At 67.5% G+C, this 20,800-nt stretch carries 22 protein-coding genes and 1 tRNA gene; 8 read left to right on the top strand and 15 right to left on the bottom strand.

Going from position 1 to position 20,800, the window contains the following annotated elements; genetic code table 11:
* Nucleotides 1-196: 196 nt before the first annotated feature.
* The 12 genes from ACTOWJ_RS28635 to ACTOWJ_RS28580 all read right to left on the bottom strand — a co-directional run bounded on the left by ACTOWJ_RS28635 (nt 197) and on the right by ACTOWJ_RS28580 (nt 11,346).
* The gene (locus ACTOWJ_RS28635) at nt 197-2,311 is read right to left on the bottom strand and encodes a DUF3987 domain-containing protein (RefSeq protein WP_441338046.1); all 2,115 of its coding nucleotides are present in this window, start codon (nt 2,309-2,311) and stop codon (nt 197-199) included.
* The gene (locus ACTOWJ_RS28630; RefSeq protein ID WP_441338045.1) at nt 2,308-2,637 is read right to left on the bottom strand and encodes a CHC2 zinc finger domain-containing protein; all 330 of its coding nucleotides are present in this window, start codon (nt 2,635-2,637) and stop codon (nt 2,308-2,310) included. The genes ACTOWJ_RS28635 and ACTOWJ_RS28630 overlap by 4 nt, the downstream gene beginning before the upstream one ends.
* Nucleotides 2,634-3,014 (bottom strand): hypothetical protein, encoded by a 381-nt coding sequence (locus ACTOWJ_RS28625; protein ID WP_441338044.1) that lies wholly within the window; start codon nt 3,012-3,014, stop codon nt 2,634-2,636. Before ACTOWJ_RS28625 ends, ACTOWJ_RS28630 begins: the two co-directional genes overlap by 4 nt.
* Nucleotides 3,011-3,238 (bottom strand): helix-turn-helix transcriptional regulator, encoded by a 228-nt coding sequence (locus ACTOWJ_RS28620; protein ID WP_441338043.1) that lies wholly within the window; start codon nt 3,236-3,238, stop codon nt 3,011-3,013. The genes ACTOWJ_RS28625 and ACTOWJ_RS28620 overlap by 4 nt, the downstream gene beginning before the upstream one ends.
* Before the next feature lie 180 nt (nt 3,239-3,418).
* On the bottom strand, nt 3,419-4,303 hold the full coding sequence (locus tag ACTOWJ_RS28615) for a hypothetical protein (RefSeq protein ID WP_441338042.1): 885 nt from the start codon (nt 4,301-4,303) through the stop codon (nt 3,419-3,421).
* A gap of 137 nt (nt 4,304-4,440) precedes the next feature.
* Nucleotides 4,441-5,682, bottom strand: coding sequence for a tyrosine-type recombinase/integrase (locus tag ACTOWJ_RS28610; protein ID WP_441338041.1), 1,242 nt, complete (start codon nt 5,680-5,682; stop codon nt 4,441-4,443).
* A gap of 186 nt (nt 5,683-5,868) precedes the next feature.
* Nucleotides 5,869-5,955 (bottom strand) — tRNA-Leu (locus ACTOWJ_RS28605).
* A 146-nt stretch (nt 5,956-6,101) separates the two neighbouring features.
* On the bottom strand, nt 6,102-6,611 hold the full coding sequence (locus ACTOWJ_RS28600; RefSeq protein ID WP_441338040.1) for a DNA-binding protein: 510 nt from the start codon (nt 6,609-6,611) through the stop codon (nt 6,102-6,104).
* A gap of 10 nt (nt 6,612-6,621) precedes the next feature.
* Nucleotides 6,622-7,275: a hypothetical protein gene (locus ACTOWJ_RS28595; RefSeq protein WP_441338039.1), complete on the bottom strand. Its 654-nt coding sequence runs from the start codon at nt 7,273-7,275 to the stop codon at nt 6,622-6,624.
* Nucleotides 7,275-8,876 carry a substrate-binding and vWA domain-containing protein gene (locus ACTOWJ_RS28590; RefSeq protein WP_441338038.1) on the bottom strand — a complete coding sequence of 534 codons (1,602 nt, stop codon included), beginning with the start codon at nt 8,874-8,876 and terminating at the stop codon, nt 7,275-7,277. Before ACTOWJ_RS28590 ends, ACTOWJ_RS28595 begins: the two co-directional genes overlap by 1 nt.
* An 85-nt stretch (nt 8,877-8,961) precedes the next feature.
* Complete coding sequence (locus tag ACTOWJ_RS28585) at nt 8,962-10,191, bottom strand: toxic anion resistance protein (protein ID WP_441338037.1); 1,230 nt, start codon at nt 10,189-10,191, stop codon at nt 8,962-8,964.
* A 27-nt stretch (nt 10,192-10,218) separates the two neighbouring features.
* Nucleotides 10,219-11,346, bottom strand: coding sequence for a hypothetical protein (locus tag ACTOWJ_RS28580; protein ID WP_441338036.1), 1,128 nt, complete (start codon nt 11,344-11,346; stop codon nt 10,219-10,221).
* 236 nt (nt 11,347-11,582) lie between these two features.
* On the opposite strand from ACTOWJ_RS28580, the gene ACTOWJ_RS28575 reads away from it, so the two are divergent.
* The 5 genes from ACTOWJ_RS28575 to ACTOWJ_RS28555 all read left to right on the top strand — a co-directional run bounded on the left by ACTOWJ_RS28575 (nt 11,583) and on the right by ACTOWJ_RS28555 (nt 15,101).
* Entirely contained in the window at nt 11,583-12,011 is a 429-nt protein-coding gene (locus ACTOWJ_RS28575; protein WP_441338035.1) for a hypothetical protein, read from the top strand.
* A 76-nt stretch (nt 12,012-12,087) separates the two neighbouring features.
* Nucleotides 12,088-13,071 (top strand): NAD-dependent epimerase/dehydratase family protein, encoded by a 984-nt coding sequence (locus ACTOWJ_RS28570; protein ID WP_441338034.1) that lies wholly within the window; start codon nt 12,088-12,090, stop codon nt 13,069-13,071.
* A 221-nt stretch (nt 13,072-13,292) separates the two neighbouring features.
* Nucleotides 13,293-13,853, top strand: a complete 561-nt coding sequence (locus ACTOWJ_RS28565) for a 2-amino-4-hydroxy-6-hydroxymethyldihydropteridine diphosphokinase (protein ID WP_441338033.1) — start codon at nt 13,293-13,295, stop codon at nt 13,851-13,853.
* The gene (locus ACTOWJ_RS28560; protein ID WP_441338032.1) at nt 13,853-14,569 is read left to right on the top strand and encodes an SDR family oxidoreductase; all 717 of its coding nucleotides are present in this window, start codon (nt 13,853-13,855) and stop codon (nt 14,567-14,569) included. Before ACTOWJ_RS28565 ends, ACTOWJ_RS28560 begins: the two co-directional genes overlap by 1 nt.
* Before the next feature lie 76 nt (nt 14,570-14,645).
* Nucleotides 14,646-15,101, top strand: a complete 456-nt coding sequence (locus tag ACTOWJ_RS28555; protein WP_441338031.1) for a macro domain-containing protein — start codon at nt 14,646-14,648, stop codon at nt 15,099-15,101.
* Here ACTOWJ_RS28555 and ACTOWJ_RS28550 read toward each other — a convergent pair.
* The 3 genes from ACTOWJ_RS28550 to ACTOWJ_RS28540 form a co-directional block, all read right to left on the bottom strand.
* The gene (locus ACTOWJ_RS28550; protein WP_441338030.1) at nt 15,091-15,282 is read right to left on the bottom strand and encodes a hypothetical protein; all 192 of its coding nucleotides are present in this window, start codon (nt 15,280-15,282) and stop codon (nt 15,091-15,093) included. The two genes, ACTOWJ_RS28555 and ACTOWJ_RS28550, sit on opposite strands and share 11 nt — an antisense overlap.
* Before the next feature lie 65 nt (nt 15,283-15,347).
* Nucleotides 15,348-15,695 (bottom strand): hypothetical protein, encoded by a 348-nt coding sequence (locus ACTOWJ_RS28545; RefSeq protein WP_441338029.1) that lies wholly within the window; start codon nt 15,693-15,695, stop codon nt 15,348-15,350.
* Nucleotides 15,696-15,889: 194 nt separating this feature from the next.
* On the bottom strand, nt 15,890-17,389 hold the full coding sequence (locus tag ACTOWJ_RS28540) for a S8 family serine peptidase (RefSeq protein WP_441338028.1): 1,500 nt from the start codon (nt 17,387-17,389) through the stop codon (nt 15,890-15,892).
* A gap of 458 nt (nt 17,390-17,847) precedes the next feature.
* Here ACTOWJ_RS28540 and ACTOWJ_RS28535 point away from each other — a divergent pair, with 458 nt between their 5' ends.
* From ACTOWJ_RS28535 to ACTOWJ_RS28525, 3 genes are all read left to right on the top strand, one after another.
* Nucleotides 17,848-18,915, top strand: coding sequence for a diguanylate cyclase (locus ACTOWJ_RS28535; RefSeq protein WP_441338027.1), 1,068 nt, complete (start codon nt 17,848-17,850; stop codon nt 18,913-18,915).
* A 1-nt stretch (nt 18,916) separates the two neighbouring features.
* Entirely contained in the window at nt 18,917-19,237 is a 321-nt protein-coding gene (locus ACTOWJ_RS28530; RefSeq protein WP_441338026.1) for a hypothetical protein, read from the top strand.
* 177 nt (nt 19,238-19,414) lie between these two features.
* Entirely contained in the window at nt 19,415-20,704 is a 1,290-nt protein-coding gene (locus tag ACTOWJ_RS28525; RefSeq protein ID WP_441338025.1) for a nucleotide sugar dehydrogenase, read from the top strand.
* Nucleotides 20,705-20,800 lie beyond the last annotated feature (96 nt).

Raw genomic sequence — 20,800 nt, 5'->3', positions numbered from 1 at the left:
GTCATCGCGTCGGCCAGTCGGCCCATGAATGGCTCCGGGATCGTGGTCAGGGAATCGGGGAAGGTCATTCGCACGGCTGCGCGCGCGGAGCTGGACCCGCTGCGACATTGCGACAATTGCGACACTTTCGGCCGCCGACTGAAGGTCGGGACGGCCTGGGACAAAAAGCGTCGCAATGTCGCAATTGTCGCAGGGGTCAGTCGTCATCGGACACGGTCGGATGCAGTCGCCACGCCCGGCGGCGGCGTCGCCCGTCAAGTTCGATGTCGTCGGCCGGTCGCGCCCAGCCCGCCCGCACCAGTTCGGCCATCGCCTCATGCGCTGCCCCACCTTCGCGGACGCAGTTCGGTCCCAGGCGGATCAGTTCGCGCGGACACGTCCACGCCTTGCGGCGCTCACGACACCAGGTCAACACCGCCTGCGCGCGCTGCACCTCGACCGACAAGGCCGCGCTGCCGGCCAACCGCGCGGCCTCGCCCAGGTGCCAGTCGATCAGCACCGCCGCCGACCGAATCGCCGTCGCCTCGACTTGCACGGCGTCAGGATCGGCGATCAGGGTCAGCACGCCCGCGACGCGCGCGACCTGTTCGGCGGCCTTGCTGGCGACCGGCTTGATCGCGGCATACTCGTCCGCGATCCCGGCCTCGATGGTGTGATAGCCCTCGATCCAAAGGCGCTTTGCCTCGGCGCTGAGCGGCAGCCGGCGCGGTTCCAGTTCGTTGCGCTGGCCCTCGCGCAGCGGCCACGGCCGACGCAGCAGGTCGGCGACCGCCGCGCCGTAGCGCTGCAAGGCCGGCTCGGCGCTGGCGTCGGCTTCGGTGTAGCTGCGCGTGCCTGCCATCGGCGGCGGCCACGCCAGCAGGCAACGCGCCAAGAATCCTTGCCCGGTCAACAGCGGATCGGACAAGACCGCCTCGGCGATGACGGGTTGCACCATCAAGTGCAGCGCCAGTCGCCGCCCGTACAGCACCGTTGCGCCATCCCCGGCGCGAATACGGTCCACACTGCCGCCGTCCCACAGCTTCGACAAGCCCGCCGCCGTCTTGGTCGCGTGGTCCCGGCCCATCGCGTGCCCGCCCAGGAACTGACCGCCCTCGTCGGAGAACAGGCCCAGCGCAGGGCCACCGGCTTGTAGCAACTTGTGGATGCCCTCCAAGGTCGGCTCCGACGCCAGCAGGTACGGCAACAACGGCGGTTCCGGGGCGGGTCCAAGCGCGAGCAACCCCGCGCGCACGGCGTCGGGTTGCTTGCTGCGCTTCGCCGCCGCGCGTGCAGTGTCGTAAGCCTCCAACTCGATCAGGTGGCGGGCGTGCGCGTCCTTATAGCGCTCAACCCGATCACGCTGCACCTCGCGGTGCATGCGCAAGGCTTCGGCGTCCACCGCCGACTTGCGTTCTCCGGAGTCGGCCACGGTCAATCCCCACACCGTCAACGGCATGACGCGGCCATCGATGACGACATCGGCGTGCGTCTGCGCCGCCAACGAGGCCGCCGCCAACAACGATTGCCCGCAGATCGCCAGCGGCGCTTGCACGATGCGGTGCAAGGTATGCGCGGCATCGCCCAGGATCGGTCCCAGCGCGTCGGCGGGATACGACGCAGACGCCGGCACCTCGCGCACCAGCGGCTCCGGTTCGCCCCAGCCCTCGCGCGCGGCGGCGACGCCGTCGCCCTGGATCGTGCTCAGCGCGCGCGGCAACGCGGCCACATCGTCCACGGTCGCGCTGGGATGCGCGGCCAGCCAGTCCACGCAATCGCCCTTGGACGGCAGACCCAACGCGGCGACTTCCACGACCTCTACCGTGCATCCCAATGCACGCAGCAGGCCGGCGACGACGTCGGCGTAGCGCTGGCCAGCAGTGTCATGGTCCGGCCAAAGGATGCACCTGCGTCCGCGCAGTGGCGACCAATCGGCCGCCTGCGCGCTATCCGCGCCGCCGCTGGTCGTCACCGTCAATCCACAGGCCGCGAGCGCGTCGGCGCAGCGCTCGCCCTCCACCACCCACACCGGATCGTCGGACGCGAGCAGTTCCGGCAGCAGATACAGCGGCTTTCCGCTGGCCGGGGCGTCGGGCTCGCCGATCACGAAGTCGCCGCCGTCCCGCCGCATCGGACGCATCCATTTCCCGTGTTGCGGATGATCGCAGCGCATACGCCAAGCCCACGCCGCGCCATCGGCCAGGCGGTAGGCGTGCAAGGCGGTCGGCTGATAGCCCTGCGCGATGACGCCGTGCGCGAGGTGACGGGCGGCCCGTCGGGCCGCCTCGTCGTTGTTGCCGACAGTTGCCGGAAGTAGAGCGGCGGAGTTCATCGTCCGCTCCCGATCAGATCGCGCACGGCGGCGATGAAGTCGAGTCCGTGCAATCGGCAATGGAAAGCAACCAGATCGCCGTGGCCGCAACCAGTGAAGCAGCGCCAGCCACCGCGCGCGTCGCCGACGTGGACGCTCAGAGATGCGTTCCGGTCCTCGTGGAACGGACAGCAACCGCGCGCCCAGCCGTCGGCGGTCGCTCGGCCCAGGCTGGCGACATGGGCGGCGTAGTACGTCGCCGGATCGGGCAATCGGTCGCGCCATCGGATCGGCAGGCGCACAGCGCGCTCGGTTACCACCTTGCGGCGATTCGGACGCGGCATCATCGCGGGGCCTCCAGGTCGCGCAGATCGGACAGTCCGGCTTCGATCAGCGCGGCCAAACCTCCGGCGTCCAAATCGCCGCCGACGTCGGCATCGAAACCGGCCAGGATCGTGTCGAGTTCGCGGGGGTCGGCGGCATCGACCATGCGTCGGGCCTGCGCCAGCGTTATCGCCTCACCGCGCGGCCACGTCGCCGTCGCCAGATCGCTCAAAGCCATCGGCAAGGACAGCATCCAGGCCGTATGCAGCCGGCGCGGCAGACCCACCGGCATCACGCCGCCGCTCTCGCGCAAGTGCGCGGTCGGCGCGCGCAACGTCGCCGTTTCGGTATCGAGTTCGACCGGCGTGCCGTCCGGCAGGTGCAGGAAGCGCACGATCATGCGACCTCCTTGACCGCGCGCGCGGCAATGCGGTCGGCGATCCAGGCCCCGACCTCGACGGCTACCCACGCACTCGCGCGAGCACCGAGTTTGACGGGAGCGGGAAAGGTCTCCGCCGCGACGCGGCGGTACACCTCACTACGGGACAAGCCGGTCCGACGCATCACCTCGGGCAGGCGCAGCAGGTCGGAGACAGACGGGGAAAGGCGGGGTTTGTTTTGCATCGATGGTTTCCGGCAATGGGCCGATGCGGGATCGCATGGGCCGCTGCGGGTGCAGCGATGCAACAAGCTAATCAGATGCGAACGTACGCCTAGACCGTGTGCCTGCACGCGTTGACGACCTGCGCAGAGACGTTAGTGGACCCCGCGCAGCCCGCTACCCGGCTGCGCTCAGACCACCCATTACCGGCTGCCGGCAGCCAACATTGACGGCGGGCTGCGCCGGGGCGGCTTGATCCAGCCATACACCGTGCGCCGCGCATTCTCCGGACTCAACGGCAGGCCCACCGCGCGCGACATCTCGACCAACTCCGGAGCAATGCTGCCGGCGCAGGCCCAAGCGCTCGGCCACTTGCGTGATTGATACAGTTCAAGCGCACGCGCCTTGACAGGCCCCAGCGGCTCCCAGCGGCGGCGCGCGCGCGTGGCCGCTTCATCGCTGACCGCTTCCTCCCGGCCGTTGTGGCCCCGCCAGTACTCGGCGATCGCAAGCGCGAGGCCGGCTTGCACCAAACCGTTGACGGCGTGATCCGGCCACCAACCCGTCGCCGGACACGGCAAGGCTTCATGAATCAAGTGCAGCGCGAACGCCGTCAACACGTCCTCGTAGGTCACACCTTCAAATCCCTCAGGCAGCGCGTCCTTCCACGGATGACGGTTCGCCTCGCCGTCCCAGGTCGTCAAGAACGCCTGAAGCTCGTGTACCGCACCCACCGGTGTAAACAAGGCTTGCGGCTGATGCGGCCTAAGTTCGGTCCCTGGATGGGTTCGCAAGAACGCGGCCTGATCGGCTTCATCCCAAAAGAATCGCAGCCGCTCATCCCCCGTCGGTGATCGCACGACACGGTACATCGCGCGCCCCCACCGCGCCGCATAAGAAGCGAATTCCGCAAGCACACCCCACCAGTCGAGAGAACGTGCGGCCGGGGTCGGCGAACTGCGCCAAGCGCGATTCACTAGCTGCACGAATTCTGGCGCAGTACCTTTCGGGAGCGACAGGCCGCCCCCGTCGGAAACCCGGAAGTGTTCAAAGCGGTACGCCGCGCCGGGCGTGATGTCGCGATTCATTCGTCTTGGCTCCTTGCGACGCGGATCACCCACCCGGCGTTGCGACGGGGGTGGGGACACGGTAGTGCGCCGTGATCTTGGGAGGTGAGACGGATTGGGACGGCTCGGGACGTTTACAAGCCCGAGTAAGTCGCTGGCTACGCGCGCTTGCGCCGAATCGGAACGACCTTGTTCTCACCCTCGCGAAGCCGGTCCAGACAGTCCGCCCACGCCTGCATCATCTTCCGCCGCTCGCCCAGGTATTGCGCCCGGTTGTAGGCCGCTCGCACCTTGTTGCGCTCGGCGTGCGCGAGCTGGCGTTCGATCACGTCCGGCGACCAGCCCATTTCGTTCAACCGCGTGGACGCCATCGCCCGGAAGCCGTGGCCGGTCATCGTGTCCTTATCGAATCCGAGTCGGCGCAGCGCGGCATTGACTGTGTTCTCCGACATCGGCCGACCCGCCGTGCGCAGGCCGGGGAAACAATACGGCCCCCTCCCGGTCAGCGCGTGAAGCGCGCGCAAAATCGCCACGGCCTGCGTCGGCAGCGGCACCACATGCTCGTCGCGCATCTTCATCTTGCCGGCCGGGATGCGCCACTCCGGTTCCTCGGCATCCAGATCAAGTTCGCACCACTCCATCGCCCGCAGGTTGCCGGGGCGCGCGAACAGCAACGGAGCGAGCTTCAACGCCGCGCAGGTCGTCGGCTGGCCTTCGTAGGCATACAGCGCGCGCAGCAGAACGGCCACATCGTCGGGATGCGTCACCGCCGCCCGCGACTTCGACACCACCGGCGTCAACGCGCCGCGCAGATCTGCGGTGGGATCGCGCTCGGCCCGCCCGGTCGCGATGGCGTATCGAAACACCTGTCCGATGCGTTGCTTCACCCGCGATGCCGTTTCGTGCGTGCCGCGTGCCTCGATCCCGCGCAGCATCGCCAACACCTCGGGAGCGGCAATCTCGGCGATGGGGCGCGCGCCGAAGCCGGCGTAAGCCATTCCCAACAACCACTCGGCCTTTGCCTGGGTCACGGCCGCGAGGCGCTGGCGTTGCTTGTCGAGCCATTCCTCCGCCACCGCCTTGAATGTCGTCGCCGCCGACAACGCCGCGCGCTGGCGTTCGCCCTTGCGCTCGGCGGCCGGGTCGCGGCCGTCACGTACGACCGCGCGCGCGGCATCGCGCCGACTCCGAGCCTCGGCGAGCGAGACCTCGGGATATGCGCCCAAGCCCATTCGTTTTTCTTTGCCGGCGTGCTGAAACTTCAGTCGCCACCACTTCGCCCCGGTCGTGGCAATGGTCACGTAGAGGCCGGCGGTGTCGTAGAGGTTGTAGGGCTTGGCGTCGGCTTTAGCTTGGCGGACGCGGGTATCGGTGAGGCCCGTAGATCGGGGGTTAGGCATGGGGTCGGTTCCTTGGGATACCGGAACGCCCACCCTGAGCATTCCGTCGCTGGTATCCCCAACGGTATCCCCGAAGGGAACGGGTTGCAACGGGACGATGCGGAACGCCCTGAAACGAAAAATCCCGAATTTCTGCGGGCTTTGGCTCTTTACCGGGGCAACTCGGGATGGTGCAAGACGGCGCTGTGGTGCCCGGAGCCGGACTCGAACCGGCACGGCCGCGAGGCCGGCGGATTTTAAGTCCGCTGCGTCTACCGATTTCGCCATCCGGGCAGGGTGCGGTAACCGGGCTAGTTTAGCCCATTCGCGATGCGGCACCCACGCTCGGCCGACGGCCCGGGCCCGCCGCGTCGATCGCGCAGGCGGCTGCACAGGGCGCTGCGCCATGCTCATGCCCATCGCGTGAACCGGCGAGCCGCTCAGTCCGGCGAACGCTCGTTGCCGATCCGCCGCGCGGATTCGCGTTTGCGTGGCGGGCTCGGCTCGGCCGCGACGGCGTGCGCGGAGGCTTCGGCCAGGTGCAGGGCCAGCGCCGCCTCGCGCCGGTCGAGTTCGGCTTCGCGCTTGCGCAGATCCTCGGCCTGCGCCGCGTGCTTCGCCGCGACCGCGTCCATCGCCAGATCCAAGGCCTGCAACCACAACTGGCGCAGCGGCGCCGGTACGTCCTCGGCCAGCGGCGCGAACTGCAGACGCGTGGCGAGGCCGGCGTAGAACCGGCGCAGCATCGGGTGCAGCCGGTTGGGCGAGCCGCGGCCATAGACGGTGCGCAGGCTTTCCACGGTCGGCTGCACGCCGGCGCGCAGCATGCGCCAGGCGATATCGTCGAGCTGAGCCTGTTCCAACGGCGCGCGCATCTGCGCGCCGGGCAGGCGGCCTTCGCCGATCAACTCCTCGCGGATGGCCCACAGCGCGTCGTCTTCGGGCGGCATCGGCGGTCTCCTAGGCCAGTTCGAACGCCGACTTGGCGTCGAATTTTTCCTTCAGGAAGCGCTCGCTGACGATCAGCGATTCGGCGTCGCCGGCGAAGGCGTCGCGCGAGATGCGCTTGAGCGAATCGTCCAACAACTGCAATTGCTGCGACAGCGTCTGCGCGGCGGTGCGGCCGTCCTTGAGCGCCTGGGTCTTGGCGAACACCGGCGGCAGTTTGAGGTAACCCGAGAGCATGTCCGGCAGATAGCGGCGCAGGGTTTCCTGCACGGTGAAAGCGGCCTGCGCGGACAAGGCGCCATTGCGTTTGAGTTCGCTCAGGCGCGGCAGCAGTTCTTGCAGGGTCTGCTGGATGTTGCGCAGGCTTTCCAAGGCCGGCGGCGGCAGGCGCTTGGCGACCTGCTTGACCAGCCGATCCATGTGCTGGACCAAGGCTTCGCCGGATACTTCGGTCTGGGCGATCGATTCGGCCAGGGTGTTGCGCGGCCAACCCAGGGCGCCCACGCCGTACAGGCCCAGCACGATCAGCGGCCAGCCGCGATCGATCACGCCGGCGAACAACAGCCCCAGGCCGAGCAGCCCCAACACGCAACCGGCGATGTTGCGGTTGCTGTAGAGATACAGTCGCAAGCGCTGCGGCGTCGTCGGCGTGGTCAGCTCGTTCATCACTGATATCCGCGGATGTCCTTGAACACCAGGGTCAGCGATTTGGATTTGGCGTCGAACACCTTGCCGCCGGTGGCTTCTGCCAGGGCGTTCATCTCGTCCAGGTCGGCGTCGCCGAACAGGATCGGGAACACCCGGATCGAACGCAGGGTTTCGTCCTGCGCCGCGTGCCAGGCGATGAATTCGCGCAGGCCGCTGCCTTCGGTGTTCTCGCCGTCGCTCATCAACACCACGGTGTAGTACCGGGGTTGTTGAGTCTTGCGTTTTTCCGCGGCGAGTTCTTCCAATGCCTGGCGCACGCTGTCGAAGATCGCGGTGCCGCCGTCGGGCCGCATCGGCGCGACGGTGTCGGCGATCGCCTTGAGCGTGGCCTGGCTGGTCTGCGGCGTATCGCCCATGTCGAACAAGCGGGTCGGCTCGGGATGGGTGGAGAACGGCAGCAGTCCGACTTTCTCGCGTTTCTGGAAACGCGCGTAACGGCCGCTCAGCGAGCCGGCTTCGGCGCCGGCCAAGGTCGCCATCGCCGCCTTCATCGCGTCGATGCGACCCTCGTTGGCCATCGAGCCGGACAGATCGAGCACGTAGCGCGAACTGGCCGGAATACGCACGTCGGCGAGGAAGCCTTCCAGCAAACGCTCGATCACCTGCGGCTGTCCGGGGAAGGGCAGCTCGATCAAGGTGCGCTTGGGAATCGCCGCGGCCGCGGTGGCGTCGGGATTGACCGGACGGCGCAAGGTCGTCTCCGACAAGCGGGTCTGGAAGGCGGGCGAGCGCAGGAACGCGATCAACTTGTCGTAGTCGGCGCGCTTGCCGGCCTGCAGCAGCATCAGCGGATAGTCGGCGGTGACGATGCCTTCCTTGGGATAGACCAACACCAGCGGTTCGGTGAGCTTGCCGTCGCGATTGAGGCTGAGCAGCACCGATTCGTAATTGATCAGTCCGTCGACCTTGGCTTGATCGCGCACATAGGCGTCGGCGAGCCAGCCCGACGAGCCCGAGGTCATGCGCTGGCCCTGGAAGAAGGCCTTGAGGGTGGGATTGGCGACGTCGGCTTCGGTCAGCGCATCGGGATTGGCGGCCAGCGCCGAGGCGATGCCGATCAAGGCGGTGAAGCCGGTATTGCTCGAAGTCGGGTTGGTCATGCCGAAACTGAAACGGCCGCTGCGCGAGGCTTCGGCGATGTCCTTCCAGGTCGGTTCGTTCTGGTCCCAGCCCAGCTCGCGCGCCTTGGAGGTTTTGACGCCCAGCACCACCGGCGACAGCATCACTTTGTCCTGGGCGAGCAACTTGAGCTTGAGCGCCGGATTCATCGCCAGATACTTGCCGTGACTCACCCACACCGCATCGAACTGCTCGCCTGCGTTGAGCCGGTCGATCGCATCCAGGGTGCCGGCGTAGGCGAAGCGCAGCCGGACCCCGGTCGCCTTGCGGATCTCGTCGGACAACTGGGTTTCCACGTCCTTGAGTTCGGAGCCGGCGAGTACGGTGAAATCCGCCGCGCCGGGCGGTTCGCCGGCGCCCGCGTCGGCGCCGCCGCCGTCGCACCCGGCCAGCGTCAGCAAGGCTAGGGCGAGCAGGGCGTTGCGCAGTAATCGAATCATGGTCGCGGCCATCCTGTGGCGGTTCCGGCCTGGGCCGGAGAGACGAGGTGAAGAAGGTGGGAGCGGATCGCCATCGGCGCGCGGCTTACAGCGCCACCGGGCCGCTCACCGCCGGCACGGCGTGCTTGACTGCCGCGATCGCCTCGCGTTCGCGGTTCATGCGCGCCTCGCCGGTGGCGATCAGGCCGCGCAGCTGTTCGATGTTGGTGCCCATCGAAGCGATCGCCTTGCTGCGGAACTCGTCCATGCGGTCGAGCGCGGCGAAGGTGGTGTCGAAGGCGTTCTGCAAGGTCTGCACGCCGATCAGCGGATTGGACTGGAACTCGGCGACGCGGTCGACGTGCTGGCCGAACTGGGTCGAGGTCGAGGTGATCAGGCCTTCGATCGCCTTCGAACTGGATTTCAGCGCGTCCATCACCTGGATCTGATAGCCCTGCGCGCGCGCCAAGGTCGCGGCGATCGACAGGCTGGACATGCCGATGGTGGCCATGCGGTCGCAACCGTTGCGCAGCTCGCGCCCGGTCTTGCGCAGGCCTTCGAGCATCTTGTAGCCGTTGATGCAGACCAGGATCTGGGTCTTGATGTCGACGCTGGCCTGGCGCACGTAGAACAGCACTTCCTGTTCGACCGCCTTGGCCCGGGTCGGGTCGGTGCTCTTGAGCGAGTCCAACGCCGTGGTGAGCCGGGTGTCGAGCTGTTCGGCGAACACGTCGGCGGCCTTGAGCCGGGTCATGGCTTCGAGCAGTTTCTGCATGGTCGCGTACAGCGCCTGATCGTCGCGCGCCAGCTCGTCCTGCACGCCGTACAGATTGTCGATGGTCTTGCGGATCGATTCGCCCGCCGAGTCGAAGCGCTGCAGATAGGCGCGCAGTTTGTTGCCGAACGGAATCAGGCCGAGGATCTTGTAGGCGCTGAACAGATCGCCTTCATTGGCCGGATTGAGGTCTTCGAACAAGGTCCGCATCTGGCTCATGACCTTGAACGCGGGGCTGTCGGCGTCGGAGACGAAGTTCTTGTCGAGGAACTTGTTGGTAAGCAACGTGCTGTCGCCGATCTCCTTGCGGCCCAGGCGGAACGCGCTGTCGACGCGGCCGCGGAAATCTTCCGAATGTGGGTCCAGCGCCAGCAGATCGGCGATGAACTGGTCGGCCTGGGTGAGCACCTGGCCGCGGGTTTCGTCCTTGAACGGAATCATCGCCGCGGCCTGATCGGGCTCGCGCACTGCGATCTCCGGTTCGGGCATTTCCAGGGTGAGCGGCGCGACCGGTTCGGCCAGCGTCTGCGCTTGCGGTTCTTGCTTGACGTCGCTGTTCATGAGGTCATTCCTTTATGAGCACACTCTTCAGTGGCCGAGTTGGGTTTCGATGCGGCTGATCATGCGTTCGAGGATGTCGTAGGTCGGCGGGTCGACGACGTCGACCAGCGTTTGCGGAACCTCGATGCCGCGCTTGGCGGCGTCGGCGAACAGCGCCGCGTTGTCGGGGCCGCGCAGACCGTAGCGCGCGGCGATCGCCCGCACCTTGGGATTGCGTTCGAAGGCTTCGGCGAAGCGCGCGCCTTTATCATTGAGAGCAACTATTGTGTGCTTGGTCAACACGGTCGGCTGCGGGTACAGCAGCACCATGTCCGGGTCCACGCTGTTGTGCTTGAACGCGTATTCCAGGAACTGCTGCTCGTAGATCATCACCAGCGGCGACTTGCCCATCTTCATCGTCACGTAGTCCTCGAACGGACCGGACGAACTCGATTCCTGATAACCCTGCTTGGAGAACAAGTGCACTAGGCGATCGGCGATCTGGTCGGCGCCGGCCTCGTTGGCGACCACGTCGTCGCCGTTGGCCAGGTAGCTGGCCAGCGCCAGATACATCGCCGCCGAGTTGCTGGTGCGCACGTCGGTGCTGGTGATCAGCACCGATTTGCCGACCGCGTAGTTCGGGTTGGGTTGCAGGTCCTTCCAGCGAATGCCTTGTTCCATCAACGCGACCAGCTTGCGCATGTCGACGATGAAGTAGGCATTGCCTTGCTTGCCGACGATGCCGTTGGCCTGCAGGGTCGGCAGCAGCGGTTTCCAACTGGCCACGGTCATCGGCGTGTAGTAGCTGTTGAACACGCGGCGCGAACCGGTCGCGGCGGCGATCTTGCGCGCCGCCGCGGCGCCGGCGGGGTAGGCGGCGTCGAAGGTCTTGAGGTCGGGGCGGGTGGCGATTTCGCGCGAGCCGGCTTTCTGCACTTCCAGCACGATGTCGTCTGCGAGCAGGGCCTGGGCCAGTTCGGGATCGCGCAGGAATTCGAGCTTTTCCGAACCGGTGAGCACGCGCACGGTGATGCGGTTCGCGGCGGCGGCCTGGGCTTGATCGGCGGCGGCCGAGGCGCGGTCGCTGGCGCGCTTGCCGCTGAAGGACAACACGATGCCGACGACGACGCCGGCCAGCAACACCACCGCCAGAGCGGGGCCGAGGATCTTCCTCATCTGTGGATCTCCTTATGCTGGCGCGATCGTATGGCCTATGTATGACCTATGTTTGACAGCGTCCCGCCGCCGGTCGGCGCGGCGCCGGCGGCCCGTGTCCCGGCGGCGGGGCCGGGACGGATCGGCCTGAACGGCCGGATGCAGGCCCGACACGATTCCGACATCGGGCTTACATGCGCCGGCGCAGGCTGTGCGGGTCGCGCGCCGTCCGTCGCGCATCGGACCCTTGCGCCGCCATGAACGATCACCCGCGTTCGCTTGGATACGACCGCCTGGCCGTGCGGTTGTCGCAGATCGACGATCCCGAGCGCTTGGCCCAGGAGATCGTCGCGACCGCGCGCGAGGCGGCGGCCCCGTCGCTCGCGCCGGTTTCCTCGCCGGAGCAGCCAAGCACGCCGGCCGTCCACGCCGGCCGTCGCCGGATGCGATCCGCCGCCGCCGCGGATATCGGTCGAAGCCTGAGCGCACGGAACCGTCGCTGTGATGACCGTGGGCGCGATCGCCACGAGCAGCGCGTGGGCCTGAGCTCGTCGACGAGGTCGATCGCATCCCGCGATGAGGGGCGCGCCGTCGAGCGAACGCTCGATCGCCGCGTCGTCGATCCACACGACCGAACGGTCATGACAGCTGTACATGGCCGCCGCCGGCGCGGGCTTGTACCCTGAAGCTCGACCCTGTTGGCGCCGGCGCGGCTCGACCGCGTGGCGCGCCCGTTTCCGTACCCGTCGCGAGCTCTGCGTTATGACCATCCTCGTCACCGGCAGCGCCGGCCACCTCGGCGAAGGCCTGATGCGCCGCCTGCGCGCGCAATCGCGGCCCGCGCGCGGGCTGGACATCAAGCCTTCGGCGTTCACCGACCAAGTCGGCTCCATCGCCGATCGCGATTTCGTCGCCGAGGCGATGCGCGGCGTGCGCTGCGTGATCCACTCGGCCACGCTGCACAAACCGCATGTGGCCACCCACAGCTATCAGCAGTTCGTCGACACCAACATCGCCGGTACCCTGGCGTTGCTGGAAGCGGCGCTGGCGCAGGGCGTGGAGTCGTTCATCTTCACCAGCACCACCAGCGCTTTCGGCGCGGCCCTCACCCCGCATCCCGGCGATCCGGCGACCTGGATCACCGAGCAGGTGACGCCGATTCCCAAGAACATCTACGGCACCACCAAGATCGCCGCCGAAGGCATGTGCGAGCTGTTTCACCACAGGCACCGCCTGCCGGTGCTGGTGCTGCGCACCTCGCGCTTCTTTCCCGAAGACGACGACAACGCCGAGGCGCGCAGCCGTTTCGACTCGGCCAACCTGCAGGCCAACGAACTGCTGTACCGCCGCGCCGATATCGACGATGTGGTCCAGGCCCATCTGTGCGCGATCGAGCGCGCGCCCGCGCTCGGGTTCGGCCGCTACATCGTCTCGGCGACCACCCCGTTCGCGCCCGAGCACCTGGCCGAACTCAGCCGCGACGCGGCCGCGGTGGTCGAACGCCTGTTCCCGCACTGCCGCGAGTTGTACGCGGCCAAGGGCTGGACGCTGTTGCCGCAGTTGGATCGGGTCTACGTGAATCAGGCGGCGCGGCGCGATCTGCAATGGGAACCGCGTTTCGGTTTCGGCCATGTGCTCGACTGCCTGCGCGCGGGCCTGGATTTCCGCAGCGAGCTGGCCCATCAGGTCGGGATCAAGGGCTATCATCCCCAGCGCTTCGAGGACATGCCGTACCCGGTGCCCTGAGGGCGTGCGCAAACCGGTCCGCGCCGTCGCGGCGGCGGCCGGGAGAAGTCCCGGATTGATGGCTAGAATGCAGGCGGAGCGATCGCGGCCGTCCGCCGCGATCGCGCGTCATTCAAGCGCCGCGGCCCGCCGGGACCGGGCGCGCGCAATTGGGAGCGCAAGACCATGGAAATCCATCCGCCGAGCCGTCGTCTTCGCCGCAGCGCGCGGATGCGCCGCGCATGAGCTGGACCGCGCTGATCTGCCTGGGCGCGAGCGACGGGGCGCGGGTCGAGAATCTGCTCGAAGCCGCGGCGTTGTTGGCCGTCGACGCCGGCGCCGACTCCGTGCGCGGCGTGTCGGAGTTGTATGGCGACCGGCACCGTCCGTATCGCGGCGGCGCCACGGTCAATTTGCTGTTGGCGCTGGAGTGGCGCGCGGCGCCGGCCGAAGCCGCGCTGGAACGCCGATTCAAGCAATTGGAGGCCGAGTTCGGCCGCGAGCGCGATCCGCGCCGACAGATGCCGGTGCCGCTGGACATCGACCTGATCGGCCGCATCGACGGCGCGCTGCGTTGGCAGGCGCGTTACGACCCGGGCCGGCCTTACCTGTTCCACGGCTTGCGCCAATTGCCGCTGCCGGCGCTGCAGGACGGACTGGCCGCGATCGCGCAACAACGTGGCTTTCGTCCGGAACACAACGCGACCGGTTTCTACTGTTTCGCCAGCGCCGCCTTCGTGCAGCGTTACCTGCGCGAAGCGGCCGATCGCATCGCCAACGCCACGCAACGGGAGACCGGCTGATGTCGCAAGCTGTCACCTTGGTCACCGGCGCCTCGCGCCGGATCGGTCGCGCCATCGCCGAGGCCTGCCTGCGCCGCGGCGAAACCGTGGTCGCGCACCGGCGTAGCGTCGAGGCCACGGCGGAACCGTATTCGGCGCCGGTGCTGGAATGGTGCTGGGACATGAACCAGCCGCTGCCGGCGTTGCCGCAGGCGCCGATCACCGATGTGGTGCTCAGCGCCTCGTTGTTCGAACGCGGCTACGCCTGGGGCGCGCTCGGTGCGGCCGACGTCGGCGCGGAGCGGATCGAGGAAGAACGCGAGCGGCTGCAGCGCCATCTGCGGGTCAATCTGCTGGCGCCGTGGGAGTTGGTGGTGAGCCTGCACGCGCGGCATCGGCTGAATTCGGTGGTGATGCTGCTCGATACCTACCTGGACCGTTCCTTCGCTGGCCACGGCGCCTATCAGGTCAGTCGCGCCGCGGGCGCGGGCATGGTCCGCGCCTTGGCCGCCGAGCTGGCCCCGTGCCGAGTCAACGCGGTGGCGCCGGGCACGGTGCTGCCGTCGGTGCGCGATCCGGCCGAACGCGCCGAACAGGAAGACGCGATCGCCGCGCGCACCGTGCTCGGCCGGATGGGTTCGGTCGAGGACGTGGTCGATGCGGTGTTGTACTTGCGCGATGCGCCCTACGTCACCGGCGAGATCCTGCGGGTGGACGGGGGCCGCTTCAAACTGTGAACGACCGGACTGCACTGCGATCGGCGCGGCGTCCGCGCCGGATTCGTTCAACGGCCACCTTCCTTCAAGGAAGACCATGAAGACCGTCCGAGGCGACCTGCTGGAACTCGCGGCGCAAGGACATTTCGATGCGATCGTGCACGGTTGCAATTGCCAGTGCCAAATGGGTAAGGGCATCGCTTTGAGCATCAAACGTCGCTTTCCGCAGGCATACCGCGCCGATCTGGGCACCGCCAAAGGCGATCGCATCAAGCTCGGCACCTACAGTCAGGTCAGGGTGAGCGAGAACGGTCGTTCGTTCGTGGTCGTCAACGCTTACACCCAGTGGCATTGGCGCGGCGAGGGCGTGCTCGCCGATTACGACGCGATCGGCCGAGCGATGCGCGCCATCGCGCGGGAATTCCACGGCTTGCGGATCGGCTATCCGCTGATCGGCGCGGGCTTGGCCGGAGGCGACTGGAACACCATCGCAGCGATCATCGACGACGCCTTGGCCGGCGAGGACCACACCTTGGTCGAATTTACCAGCTGATCGCGCGAGCCATCGCCGCGGCGCTCAAGGCCGCCCCTGCGCATCGATCAGTCCGGCCTCGCGCATGCTGTTCGGCGAAGGCACTCGTGACCAGTTCGGTCTCGAAGGTGTTGGCGCCGCGCTCGTAGCCGGCGAAGAACTCGCGCAGACGCTGTTCGTCGTAAAAGGGCGAAGACGGCATGGGCAGGGCGATCCGGCCGATGTCGCGCGCATCCGTCACGCAGGCGGATGCGCGCGTTGCGGACTTCAGGCCCGCGCGACCAGTTCGGCCACGCGACGCTGGAAATGCAGCCGCGCGACTTGGGCATTGCTGCGCGCGCGCTCCCAGGCCGAACGTGCGGCGTGTTCGGCCTGTTCCCAGCTCAGCGCCGAACCCAGGCGGATGCGCTGGTAACGTTCGGACAGGCCCAGTTGCGGATCGTCGAAGTCCCGATCCGGATGTTCCAGGTGCGCGGCGATCCCGACGTAGAACGCCGGCGCGTAATCGCTGAAGTGCAATCCGTCGCGGTAGAACTCGGCATCGCGATAATGGATGGCCCAGTAACTCAGTCCGGGCGTGGAGGGAGTGGGGCGGCCCTGCAAGGTGGTCGTCATCGCTCTGGCTCCGCTACGGGAACCCCCTGTGCCTAAATGGTGCCCGACCGTTGTGTTAGCTGTACGTAAAGCCAAGGTTTGAATTTCGGCAATGCGAGCGCCGTCGCATCGGTCCTGCGAAACCGATCGACGCTGTTTGCACGCCGCCCGCGACCGCGGCGCCACCGGGGTCGCGGGCTTTGCCCAATCAGGGCTTACGGACCCTGCGCCGCGGTCACCGCCGCATTGGCGTCGATCAGGCCCGGGCCGCATCCGCCGGGGCATTTGGCGCTGACGATCGGCCGCGCGGTGCTGGTCAGAATCGTCTGCACCTGGGCGGTGGTCAGCGTCGGGCTCACCGACTTGATCAACGCGACCACGCCGGCCACGTGCGGCGCGGCCATCGAGGTGCCTTGGTAGAAGGCGTAGCCGTTGGCGTCGACCGTGGACAGCACGCCGCGTTCGGTGTGGGTCTGCGTGCACTTGCCGCTGGTCGATTCGCCCAGGGCCAGGAACTCGGCGGCCGGCGAGCAGGTTTCGCCGCCCGGCGCGGTGATGTCGATACCGGTGCCATAGTTGGAGTACCACGCGCGGTTGCCGTTGATATCGCTGGCGGCGACGGTGATGGTGTTCGGGCAACTGGCCGGGGTGAAGCCGGACACGTCGGTGTTGCTGTTGCCGGCGGCCACCACCACGATCGCGCCGTTGTTGGTCGCGGCGTTGATCGCGTCGCGATAGGTCAGGGTCTGGCTGCACGGCTGGGCGCCGCCGAGCGACAGATTGATCACGTCGGCCGGATTGGCATTGGCCGGAATACCGCTGACGCTGCCGCCGGAGGCCCACACGATTCCGTCGGCGATGTCGGAGGTATTGCCCACGCCGCTGTTGCCGAGCACGCGCACCGGCACGATCTTGGCGTCGCGCGCTACCCCGGCCACGCCGAGGTTGTTGTTGGTGACCGCGGCGATGGTGCCGGCGACATGGGTGCCGTGCTTGACGTTGGACGAGTCGGTGGCGTTGTTGTCGCGGCCGTTGCCGTCGCCGCCGCCGCCGCAATTGAACGGCAGTCCGGCCAACAGGCAGGCGAAGCCCAAACCGTTCACCGAAGTCACGAAGTCGTAGCCGGGCAGCAGGTTGGCGTTGAGATCGGTGTGGCTGAGGTAGCCGCTGTCGACCACCGCCACCACCGCGCCGGCGCCGCTCGCCTGATCCCAGGCGCTGGGGCCGTTGATGCCGGCCGCGCTGTCGGCGTAATGCCATTGCTCGTTGTAGCGGCTGTCGTTGGGCGTGAGTTGAGTGCGCATCGGCAGGTCGGGTTCGACGTATTCCACGTCGGGGTGAGCGGCGATGCGCTTCATCAGCGCCAGCGCGTCGAGCCGGTCCAGGCCGCGATCGGCGCGGATCACATCGGCGCCCAGCGACATGCGGCGCAGATGCGCCAAGCCCAGGCGCGGCTGGCCGGCGGCGGGCAGGGCGCTGGCCGCGCGGTTCAAAGCGGCGTTCAGACTCGCCGCATCCACGCGCGCACGGCTGCCGCTGCGATATTTGACGATGAACTGATCGTACTGGCCGGCGGCTTGCAGACCGTTGGCGTTGACCACGCCAGCGGTGGCCGGCGCGGCGCATACGGCGGCGAGCACAGTCGCGGTGGCGATGGCGGTGGCGATGGCGAGCGGACGGTATGCCCGCGGGGAATGCCCGAAAGCGGAGTGCATGGAAGAGTGCGACATCGGCGAAGCCCTCTCGATGGTGGCCGCTGAGCGCGGCGGAATGGGCGGGCCCTCGCGAGCGGCGCTGCGCCGTTCGGCGCTGTGAAGTGCTTGCCGTCTGGAGAGTCCGGTTCCAATTTAGGCGCCGTGTCGGTGCGTTTGTTGCGACTGAAGGACACAAAAACCATGTGAATTAGTGATGTCACGCACCGTTGGACGTCGCAGGCACATTGCGGTTGCGCCGTTGCGGCCGATCTGCGCGGCGCTCGGGCCGTGGCGAGGGCGATCGCGACCCAGCCGAGGCCGGGCCGAACGCCATGGGGCGGTCCGGCCGCGACCTCGATACGGCGGCCGCAAGCCCGACGAGGCATCGCGATTGCGCATCGGCCCGCGAGCGCGCAGGGTATGCGGAACTCGCCGCAAACCCCTGCGGCACCGGCACCTTCAGTCCGCGGGGAGTGCGCGTGACGGAAACCACCGACCGCCCGTTGGACCCGGCTCGCGCGAGCGAACACCAGCGCTTCGTGCGCCGCATCTACCAGATGCGCACCCTGGGCCTGGGCGTCGGATTCTTCGCCGTCGCCGGCGTGCTGTACGAAGACGACGCCTCGCCGTGGGTCTGGGCGATCTTGTTCTTCAACGGCTATCTGTGGCCGCCGCTGGCCTATCTGCTGGCGTCGCGCAGCCGCGATCCGGAATTCGCCGAGTACCGCAATCTGGCCATCGATTCGGCCATGGGCGGCGTGTGGATCGCGGTCATGCATTTCGACGTGGTGCCTAGCGCGCTGCTGGCGGTGATGCTGTCGGCCGACAAGATCGGCGTCGGCGGCTGGCGCTTCTTCGTGCGCACCGCGCTGATCCAGGCGATCGCCTGCCTGTTGGTGTGGACGATTCTGGGGTTCCCGTTCTCGCCCTACAGCTCGATGCCGGTGATTCTGGCCAGCCTGCCTTTCATGTTCGTCTATCCGCTGGCGATCAGCAGCGCGGCCTATGGCCTGGCGCGCAAAGTGGTGCGTCAGAACAAGCAACTGGCCCACATCAGCCGCACCGATCCGCTGACCGGACTGCAGAACCGCCTGCACTGGGACGACTCGGCGACCGCGACCATGACCCACTGCGCGCGCAGCGCCAAGAGCGCGGCCTTGGTCTTGATCGACGTGGACCGGTTCAAGGAGATCAACGACTACCACGGCCACCTGATCGGCGATGCGGTGCTGCGCCGGGTCGCCGATAACTTGCACGCGGTCACCCGCATGACCGACACCGCCAGCCGTATCGGCGGCGACGAATTCGCCTTGATCCTGATGGACACCGGCCGCGACGACGCGGTGACGATCGCCGAGCGCGTGCGCCGGTCGGTCGAGGATGCGCGTTTCGAGGATGCGCCCGCGTTGCGTTGCACGGTGAGCATCGGCCTGGCCTGCACCGGCCCGAAGACCATCAGCGCGGCGATGTGGATGCGCCACGCCGATGCCGCGCTGTATCGCGCCAAGCAGGGCGGGCGCAATGCGGTGATGGTGGCGGAGGATTGAGATGAGCCAGCAGCACGCGCCGCCGCGCAGGACCCGATGGACGCCGCCGGGCGGCTGGGCCGATTTCGTCGCGAATCAATCCTTGTCGAATGCGATCTGGGACGGCGTGTCCGAGCTCGACGGCGATTGGCATTACCTCAATCCCGGCGGCGGCCTGTCGGTCTGGGAATGGTGCGCCGACGGCAGTTGGATCGTTATCGAATACCGCGAGGACCGCATCGTGGCCTTGGAAACCGACCGCGACAGCGAAGCGGAGCGCTATTTTCTGCCGGTGGCCGCGGTGTTCGAACTGATCGCCGAGCCCTCGATGCAGGCCGCCTGATCCGGCGCCGGGATCGCTTGAACGGTGTTTGCCGCAGCCGTGCAGCTGTACGCAGGCCGGCCGATCGGTTCATCGAACGCGCCGCGCTGATTTGCCAGTGCGCGAGGCGGCTCTCTAGAATCCAGGCAAGATGGGACCGCGTCGCCGCGGCGCCCGATCCCGACATCAAGGCCAGGCATGACACAGCACCACAACAGCATCGCTCAGGCGCGCATCGGCGTGATCGGCCTGGGCTATGTCGGCCTGCCGCTGGCGCTGGAATTCGGCAAGCGCTACGACACGGTCGGCTACGACATCAACGCGGTGCGCGTGGCCCAGCTCAGCGCCGGCGAGGATCATCATCGCGAGAACGCCGCCGAGGAGATCGCCGCCGCGACCCGCTTGCGTTTCAGCGCCAGCCTGGAGGACTTGGTCGACCGCGACGTGTACGTGATCACCGTGCCCACGCCGATCGACGAGCACAAGCGTCCCGACTTCACTCCGCTGATCGACGCCAGCCGCGCGCTGGCCGGCTTGCTCAAGTCCGGCGACACGGTGATCTACGAGTCCACGGTGTACCCCGGCGCGACCGAGGAAATCTGCATTCCCGAACTCGAGCGCAACTCGGGTTTGCGTTGCAACGTGGATTTTTTCGTCGGCTACAGCCCCGAGCGGATCAATCCGGGCGATCGCAAGCGACGGCTGGTGGATATTCCGAAAGTGACGTCCGGTTCCAATCCCGACACCGCCGACCGGGTCGATGCCTTGTACCGCAGCATCATTCCCGCCGGCACCCACAAGGCCTCCAGCCTGCGCGTGGCCGAGGCGGCCAAGGTCATCGAGAACACCCAGCGCGACGCCAACATCGCCTTGGTCAACGAGTTCGCGCTGATCTTCCAGAAACTCGGCATCGACACCACCGAGGTACTGGAAGCGGCGGGAACCAAGTGGAACTTCCTGCCGTTCCGTCCGGGCCTGGTCGGCGGGCACTGCATCGGCGTGGACCCGTACTATCTGATCCAGAAAGCGCAGAGCGCCGGTTACTACCCCGATATCCTGCTGGCGTGCCGGCGCATCAACGACGCGATGGGCGGCTTCGTGGCGGCCGACGTGGTCAAGCGCATGATCCAGCGCGGCATCACCGTGGCCGGTTCGCGGATCCTGATCCTGGGCATCACCTTCAAGGAAAATTGCGCGGACTTGCGCAATACGCGGGTGATCGATCTGGCGCAGGAATTCGGCGAGTATCGCGCCGTGGTCGACATCCACGACCCGTGGGCGCACGCCGAAGAGGCGCGGCGCGAATACGGCGTGAACATGGTCGACCGGCCCGAGGCCGGCGCCTACGACGCCATCGTGGTTGCGGTGTCGCACGAGCAATTCCGCACGCTCGGCGCCGCCGGCGCGCGCGCCTACGGCAAGCCCGGGGCCTTGTTGTACGACATCAAGAGCCTGTATCCGCGCGCTGAGGTGGATGCGCGGCTGTAGGGGGCGCCTTGCCTAGCGTGATCCGCGGCGACTGCGCAAGCGACGGAAACTTTTGTGGGGGGCTTCAGACCCGACTGCCGCAGGCCTCGGTGCGGC

The organism is Lysobacter sp. CA199 (assembly GCF_052078715.1).
Classification (GTDB): Bacteria; Pseudomonadota; Gammaproteobacteria; order Xanthomonadales; family Xanthomonadaceae; genus Lysobacter.
This window is presented reverse-complemented; position numbering and strand designations above follow the sequence as displayed.